The sequence below is a fragment of the Aquimarina longa SW024 genome (assembly GCF_001401755.1).
GTDB lineage: Bacteria > Bacteroidota > Bacteroidia > Flavobacteriales > Flavobacteriaceae > Aquimarina > Aquimarina longa.
In genome coordinates this window covers 1-7,323 of record NZ_AVQK01000058.1, presented here as the reverse complement: position 1 = coordinate 7,323, position 7,323 = coordinate 1, and the positions used below count along the sequence as shown (strand labels likewise).

Sequence of the window (7,323 nt, the reverse complement as noted above, 5' to 3'; positions counted from 1 at the left end):
TCTAAAAAGGTTTCTTATAAATATGTACCAGAAGAATATTTGATGAAATTAGAACTCAAACGATATGCCTTAAACACTTGTAAAATATACATCTCACTATTCGAAAAATTCATCAATCATTATCCCCAGAAAGATATTGTAGCGTTATCCGAACAAGAAATAAGAAAATATCTACAAGTGCTCATCCAAGAAAATAAATCCAATAGCTATATCAATCAAACCATCAATAGTATCAAATTCTACTATGAGGTTGTCATGGGAATGCCCAATAGGTTTTATAGTATAGAACGACCTAGAAAAGAACAGAAACTCCCACAAGTACTTTCTAAAGAAGAAATCCTTGCAATAATAGCTAATACCAATAATATAAAGCATCGTTGTATAGTAAGTCTGTTATATTCTGCTGGATTACGTAGAAGTGAACTACTAGATTTAAAAGTTGAAGATATAGATAGTAAAAGGATGTTGATCCATATCAAAAATGCAAAAAATAATAAAGATAGATATTCCTTGTTATCAGAAACCGTACTAAAAGAACTAAGGATATATTATAAGAAATGGAATCCAAAAGAATATTTGTTTGAGGGGTTAAAAGGAAATAAATATAGTGGGAGTAGTGTAAAAGAAATCGTAGTTAAAGCATCAGAAAAATCAAAGATAAACAAAAGAGTAACCCCGCATATGCTAAGGCATAGTTTCGCTACTCATCTATTAGAAAATGGCACAGATTTAAGATATATTCAAACTCTTTTAGGGCATAGTAGTACAAAAACAACAGAAATATATACTCAAGTAGCTGTAAATAATTTTAAATCAATTAAAAATCCTCTAGATTTGTAATAAATACATGGAATGTAATAGCAATTGCTATTACAACATTGTTATGTGCAACCTAAAAAAACGAACGACAGTGCAACATTGAAATGGAAGGAATGCAAAACGCCAACCCTTCACAAAATTAAAAGAGGTGTTTTTGCCAACACACAAGCCCACACTAAAACACCACATTTAATTTTGCCCAACCGCACCCAAGCCCACCCACCACCCCAAAAGATGAATGGATTGACAACAATCAAGTAAACTTTTCGACCAGTTCATTACACTTTGCAGACATTTCTTCTGAACTGTAAGGCATATCCTCATCCAACCAATTTGTTAGATAACTGACCAATGCAGCGGACAACGCTTCACTTGTAAAATATATTTTGAGTTGTTCTGACTTTGATTTTGATGAATCACGTTTTAAATCTTTGGCAATTTTCAAACTCATCACATCTCGAATATGACCGATAATTAAATCCCCACCTTTCTTCCCCAACATTGCTTTTGCAATTTGAAAATTGTCTGCGCAGTGATTGAAAAGCATTTCAAAATCTATCCCATCTTTACTTTTCTCGTTCATCGTTCCAAGCAAACTAAAGAGTAATTGTTCTTTACTTTCAAAATGAGCGTAGAAAGTGGAACGACCTACATTTGCTCTATCAATTATTTCTTGAACTGTTACCGCTTCATACCCTTTCTCTAAAATCAATGCTATAAAAGCATCTGACAAATACTTCTTTGATTTTTGAATTCGCCTATCAACAGGCTTTTGAGTTTTCTTCTTCATTTTACTGAACTTTTATCCGAATCTGTTCCATAACAGACACTTTGGTCGATTTAGCTATTGTACGTTTTTTTAAGACATTCTATTTTTGCATTACAAATATAAAACAAGTTATTCGATAACAGACAACAAGTTTTAAAACAAACGAAGTATATGATAAAATCAATTCTAAAATACGGTTTTCTTTCAGTCGCCATTTTTCTAATGGCGTTTGCACCAGCGGACACACCAACCGAAATCGTAAAAAAGGCTCATTACAATGTTCGAAGTAGTGCTTACTCAATGAATATGACAATGAAATTAGTGCGTCCAAAATGGACAAGAGAACTCACTTTCAAATCTTGGTCAAAAGATGCGGATTACGGAATGATGGTAATCCAAGCACCTGCAAAAGACAAAGGAATCTCGACTTTGAGAATTAAATCGGAAGGTTGGACTTGGCTTCCTTCCATTGAAAGAGTAACCAAAATTTCACCGTCCCAAATGAGCCAATCTTGGATGGGTTCAGATTTTACGAATGAGGATTTATTAAAAGAAGCTTCGATAGTGAACGACTACACGCATAAACTATTAGGCGAAGAAAAATTTCAAAATGTTACTTGTTATAAAATTCAAGCAACACCTAAACCAAATGCAGCGGTAGTTTGGGGCAAGGTCATTTTATGGATTAGCAAAGATGATATATTACAACGGAAAGCTGAATACTATGATGAAGATGGAACATTGATAAACACACTTATCAATAGTGATTTCAAAACTGTAGGAGGTAAAAAAATAGCCACCACTTTAGAAATGACACCCAATAATAAAAAAGGACAAAAGACTATCATAACAATTTCAGCTGCAAATTTCAGTGAGAAATTGGACAATAACTTTTTCTCAAAAGAAAAAATGAAAACCGTAAAATAAAATGAAGCAACTTATAAAATTAGCTTGGCGAAACATTTGGCGAAAACGCAAAAGAAGTGTAATTGTCCTTGTCAGTATTGCTTTTGCTATCATTATTACAATTAGCCTGCGTTCTTTAATGCTTGGTAATGGCGATAAAATGGTAGAAGCAGGTGTAAAGAATGTGGGATATATTCAAGTACATACTGCGGATTATTGGAAAGATAAGTCTATCAATGATTTGCTTTTGGATGATGATAAATTGATAGACAAAATCAACTCTATAGAAGGTGTTACACAAATTATTCCACGACTTCAAAACTTCTCATTAGCCGCAGGAGACAAAACTTCAAAGGCTTCTTTGGTTTTGGGCATTGATGGCGATAATGAAAATGAATTTAACAAAGTAAAAGACAGAATTGTAAAGGGTAGTTTTTTTACTTCAAAGAGCAAAAAAGTAGTGATAGCAGAAGGGTTAGCAAAATATTTAAAACTTACAGTAGGCGATACATTGGTGTTAATCGGACAAGGTTATCAGGCAAATGTAGCAGCAGGTAAATACCCAATATCAGGAATTGTAAAAATTCCTAATCCACAAATGAACGTGATGTTGGTGTATATGCCTTTGTCTTTGGCACAAGAATACAATAGTGCATTTGGAATGTGTAGCGCTTTAATGCTCAACATTAAAGACAAATCCCAAACAAACAGAATTTCCAAAGAACTAAAATCAAAGTTGGGTAGCAATTATGAAATTATGACTTGGGATGAAATGATACCTGAAATTTTGAACGGGCTCAAAATTGATACCACCGTTTTTACTTTGCTTTCCTCGTGTCTTTTCTTAATTGTGGGTTTTGGAATAATCGGAACAATCATAATGATGGCATTGGAACGAAAAAAAGAATTTGGAATGCTTCAAGCAATCGGATTACAGAAATCACAAATACAAACTGTGATATTTTTAGAAAGTTTAATGTTGGGCATTACAGGAATTATTATAGGATTATCAATCGCAATTCCATTTATGATTTTTATGTACTACCACCCAATTCCATTGACAGGAGATGGTGCAAAATCTTTTGAGGCAATGGGTGCGGAACCCATTATGCAATTTGGAATCAAACCGAAACTATGGGCTTTAATGTCATTTATAGTTTTCTGCATAATGCTAATTGCAAGTTTGCTTCCTATTCAAATCATTAATAAACAAAAAGTGGCTGAAGCCATATAAAACGATAATAATATGACTACAAAATTAGCTTGGAGAAATATTTGGCGAAACAAAACACGGACAACCGTTTTTTTATTGGCAGCCTTCTTTGGATTTGCAATGGCTTTATTCGCATTAAATTTAATGAAGTCTATATCCCAACAGCGTTTGGATGATGCGAAGAATCTACAAACAAGTGATTTGCAAATTCACAAAATGGGATTTCAAGACGACAAGGACATTACACTTTTTATTCCTAACGCAGAAAATGTAATTCAGAAAGTCAAAGAAAACGCAAATGTAGATGTTGTTGCAAAACGCATATCCACAAATGCAGTTGCAGCTTCACCTGAAAACAGCATAGGTTGTGAAATTAAGGGAGTTGAACCTACAACTGAACGTGAAATAAGTGTAGTACAAGATTTTTTGGTTGAAGGCAGCTATTTAAGTACAGATATGAGAATGCCAATTCTAATCAGTAAGAAAACTGCCGACAAGTTAAAATTGAAATTGAAATCAAAAATCATTATCACACTCAAGAACACTCAAGAGGAAATTGTTGGCGGAAGTTTTAGAGTAGCAGGAATTTTTGCAACACCAAGTACACCTTTTGATGAAAATACGGTAATTGTAAATTACACCGATTTACAAGAATTGGGTTCAATTTCTGAACCGCAAGAAATCGCTATTAAAATTAAAGACCCAACAAAATTAATAGAAACACAGAGTGGTATTCAGGAAACGCTATCTGCCGAATATGAAGTGAATAATTGGAAAGAATTATTGCCAGAACTCAATGCTTTTGATGCTTTTATAAATATGGTTGGAGTTCTTTTTACAATCATTGTCATTTTAGGTTTAGGGTTTAGCTTGATGAATATTATGAATATGATAGTTCAAGAAAGAACGCACGAAATAGGAATGTTACGAGCCATTGGACAAAGTAAATTCAAGGTGTTTTCAATGCTACTAAATGAAGCAGGAGTGCTTATGATGATAGGTGCAGTTTCAGGAATATTATTTGGCTATGTTTTAACTCTCATTGCCAGCAAGGTAGGTGTGCCTATAAGTTCAGGACTTGATATGTTAGGCATTAGACCAGTGATGTATCCTAAATTGAATCCTGAAATTATAATAATGGTAATTGTAATTGCTAAAATTTTAACGGTTGCAATTGCTTCAATACCAGCATACCGAGCAATGAGAATTAAGCCTAATTATTAAGAGATTAACAACAAAAAAAATAAAATGAACGTAATAGAAATAAAAAACCTTCGCAAGATTTACAACGAAAAAACAGTTCCAGTAAATGCAGTAAATGATGTTTCCCTTTCATTTAAGGCAAAAGAATTTACCGCTATTGTAGGTGCTTCGGGTTCAGGAAAAACAACTTTACTTAATTTGATAGGTGGCATTGACACACCCACAAGTGGCAATGTATTTATCAATGGAAAAAATGTAAGCGAATTATCCGAAAACAAAATGACACAATTTCGCAGAGACAATATTGGGTTTGTGTTTCAGCAGTATAATCTTTTACCAGTTTTAACTGCAAAAGAAAATGTTGAGTTTATAATGGAACTGCAAAAGAAACCAAAAGAAGAGAGAGAAAAAAGAGTGACCGTACTACTTACCGAAATTGGTTTAGCAGATAAAATAAATGAAAGACCTGCAAAACTTTCAGGTGGTCAACAACAAAGAGTTGCAGTTGCAAGAGCTTTAGCTCACAAACCAACTTTTGTAATTGCTGACGAGCCAACCGCAAATCTGGATAGTAAGTCAACTGCGGATTTGCTAAACATTATGGAAGAACTTAATCAAAAAGAAGGTACAACCTTCATTTTTTCCACTCACGACCAAAGAGTAGTTGACAGGGCAAAACGAGTAATTGTATTTGAAGATGGGAAAGTGATAAGCGATACTTCAAAATGAAAATGCGAAATTCAAATCTTATAATAATTCTTCTTCTTTTTCCAAGCCTTGGTTTATTTGCCCAAAATGAAAACATTAATCCAACAGACACAATTGATGTAGAACAAATTGAAAATAACAATCCAAGTAAGTTTGAAATAAATGGGTATCTGAAAGATTTGGTTTCAGTAGCTATTCCTTCTTTCAATGGATTATGGTCTTTCGATAATCAAATACATAACCGTGTTAATTTTAAATACTACGCTAATTCTTGGCTTACACTTAATGCTGAAGCAAGAAATAGAATTTACTTTGGGAATAGCGTTCAACAAATTCCAAATTTTGACGAGCAAGTTAATCAATCGTTAGATTATATACGTTTAGGAGGTATTGTCTCGCAAGGGCAATCTTACCTCATTCATTCAACAATAGACCGTGCAAACTTAAAACTTGATAAAGATAAATGGCAAGCGATAATTGGTAAACAGCGAATTAATTGGGGGAAAACGTATGCTTGGAACCCGAACGATTTGTTTAATGCTTACTCATTTTTCGATTTTGACTATGAAGAACGCAGAGGAACTGATGCTGCATTGGTAAAGTACAATATAAGTTCATTATCATCTATTGAATTCGCATCCAACATTGATAGCACTTTTGACAAAATGATATTTGCAACTAATTACAAAACAAATATTAAAGAATATGACTTTCAATTTTTGGTTGGTAAATACAAAACAGATATTGCCCTTGGTGCAGGTTGGGCAGGCCAAATTAAGAATGCAGGTTTTAAAGGAGAATTGACCTATTTTCAACCTTACAAAAATGTTGGCGTAAACCCGACTTTTATAGGCGACATTTCATTTGATTACACACTGCCAAACACATTAAATTTCCGACTTGAATTCATTGGAAATACAAATCCTATTAAGACCACAAATATCCAATTTTTGACTCAACCCGTTTTTGCAAAAGGACTAATCAACAACTATGTTTCAACCTTCATTTCTGTCGGTTATGACATTACACCATTAATAAAAGCCAACTTAAATTCCATTTGGAACATTGACGACAACTCTATTTTCTTGAACCCAACAATTGACTTCTCTCTGACAGAAAATACTAATTTACTGATTGCAGCACAAATATTCACAGGCGACAAAAACAGTCTTTACAATGGAGTTGGAAGCTATGTTTTCACAAGGCTGAAATGGAGTTTTTAACGACAAGTACAGCCAACACATTTGGTGGCACATTTGTATTTTTCCGAACCCTCAATCCAACGCTAAAAAATCCAAAAGAGCCACCAAGCCAACGCACCTGAAAAGGAAAGGCAGCACATAACATTGTATAAAAGCAATAGCGGTTCGGGTGCAAACTCGAACCGTTTTTGCGTTTAATTAAGTATATTGCTTGCCGAAAAGTAGTTGCATTTTAATCCGCTACTGCTCTTATACTAACCGTTAGCGGGCATTACTCAACTGTAATCAAAATTAATCTAAAATGGAGCAGAACAGTACTTCAAAACAAATCCACAAAGCTAGAACTATTGGCATTTTGTTTCTTTTGGCGTTTTTACTTTATGGAGTTGGACGCAGTTTATTTGAAAGTGAGGTATTTACTCAAAAATACATTGGTGCTTCACTCATTATCATGAATTCAATAGTGGTTTTATTAATTGGAAATTTCTTAAGACAGACCCTGA

Annotated in this window: 8 protein-coding genes; 7 read left to right on the top strand and 1 reads right to left on the bottom strand. The window is 33.8% G+C overall.

Annotated features, from left to right (window positions below; translation table 11 throughout):
- Positions 1–840, top strand: an 840-nt coding sequence (gene xerA / locus N456_RS08520) for a site-specific tyrosine recombinase/integron integrase (protein WP_062055928.1), incomplete at its 5' end; no start/stop codon positions are given.
- A gap of 232 nt (positions 841–1,072) precedes the next feature.
- On the opposite strand, the gene N456_RS08515 is transcribed toward xerA, so the two are convergent.
- On the bottom strand, positions 1,073–1,609 hold the full coding sequence (locus N456_RS08515) for a TetR/AcrR family transcriptional regulator (protein WP_062055926.1): 537 nt from the start codon (positions 1,607–1,609) through the stop codon (positions 1,073–1,075).
- Positions 1,610–1,759: 150 nt separating this feature from the next.
- Between N456_RS08515 and N456_RS08510 the strand changes: the two genes are divergently transcribed.
- From N456_RS08510 to N456_RS24850, 6 genes are all read left to right on the top strand, one after another.
- Entirely contained in the window at positions 1,760–2,515 is a 756-nt protein-coding gene (locus N456_RS08510; protein WP_062055924.1) for an outer membrane lipoprotein-sorting protein, read from the top strand.
- A gap of 1 nt (position 2,516) precedes the next feature.
- A complete protein-coding gene (locus N456_RS08505; protein ID WP_062055922.1) occupies positions 2,517–3,728 on the top strand; it encodes an ABC transporter permease in 1,212 nt (403 codons plus the stop codon).
- Between the two features lie 12 nt (positions 3,729–3,740).
- On the top strand, positions 3,741–4,931 hold the full coding sequence (locus N456_RS08500) for an ABC transporter permease (RefSeq protein WP_062055920.1): 1,191 nt from the start codon (positions 3,741–3,743) through the stop codon (positions 4,929–4,931).
- A 24-nt stretch (positions 4,932–4,955) separates the two neighbouring features.
- Positions 4,956–5,639 carry an ABC transporter ATP-binding protein gene (locus N456_RS08495; RefSeq protein ID WP_062055918.1) on the top strand — a complete coding sequence of 228 codons (684 nt, stop codon included), beginning with the start codon at positions 4,956–4,958 and terminating at the stop codon, positions 5,637–5,639.
- A gap of 2 nt (positions 5,640–5,641) precedes the next feature.
- Positions 5,642–6,841: a hypothetical protein gene (locus N456_RS08490; protein ID WP_205410263.1), complete on the top strand. Its 1,200-nt coding sequence runs from the start codon at positions 5,642–5,644 to the stop codon at positions 6,839–6,841.
- Positions 6,842–7,121: 280 nt separating this feature from the next.
- On the top strand, positions 7,122–7,323 hold a 202-nt coding region (locus N456_RS24850; protein ID WP_205410262.1), incomplete at its 3' end, for a hypothetical protein.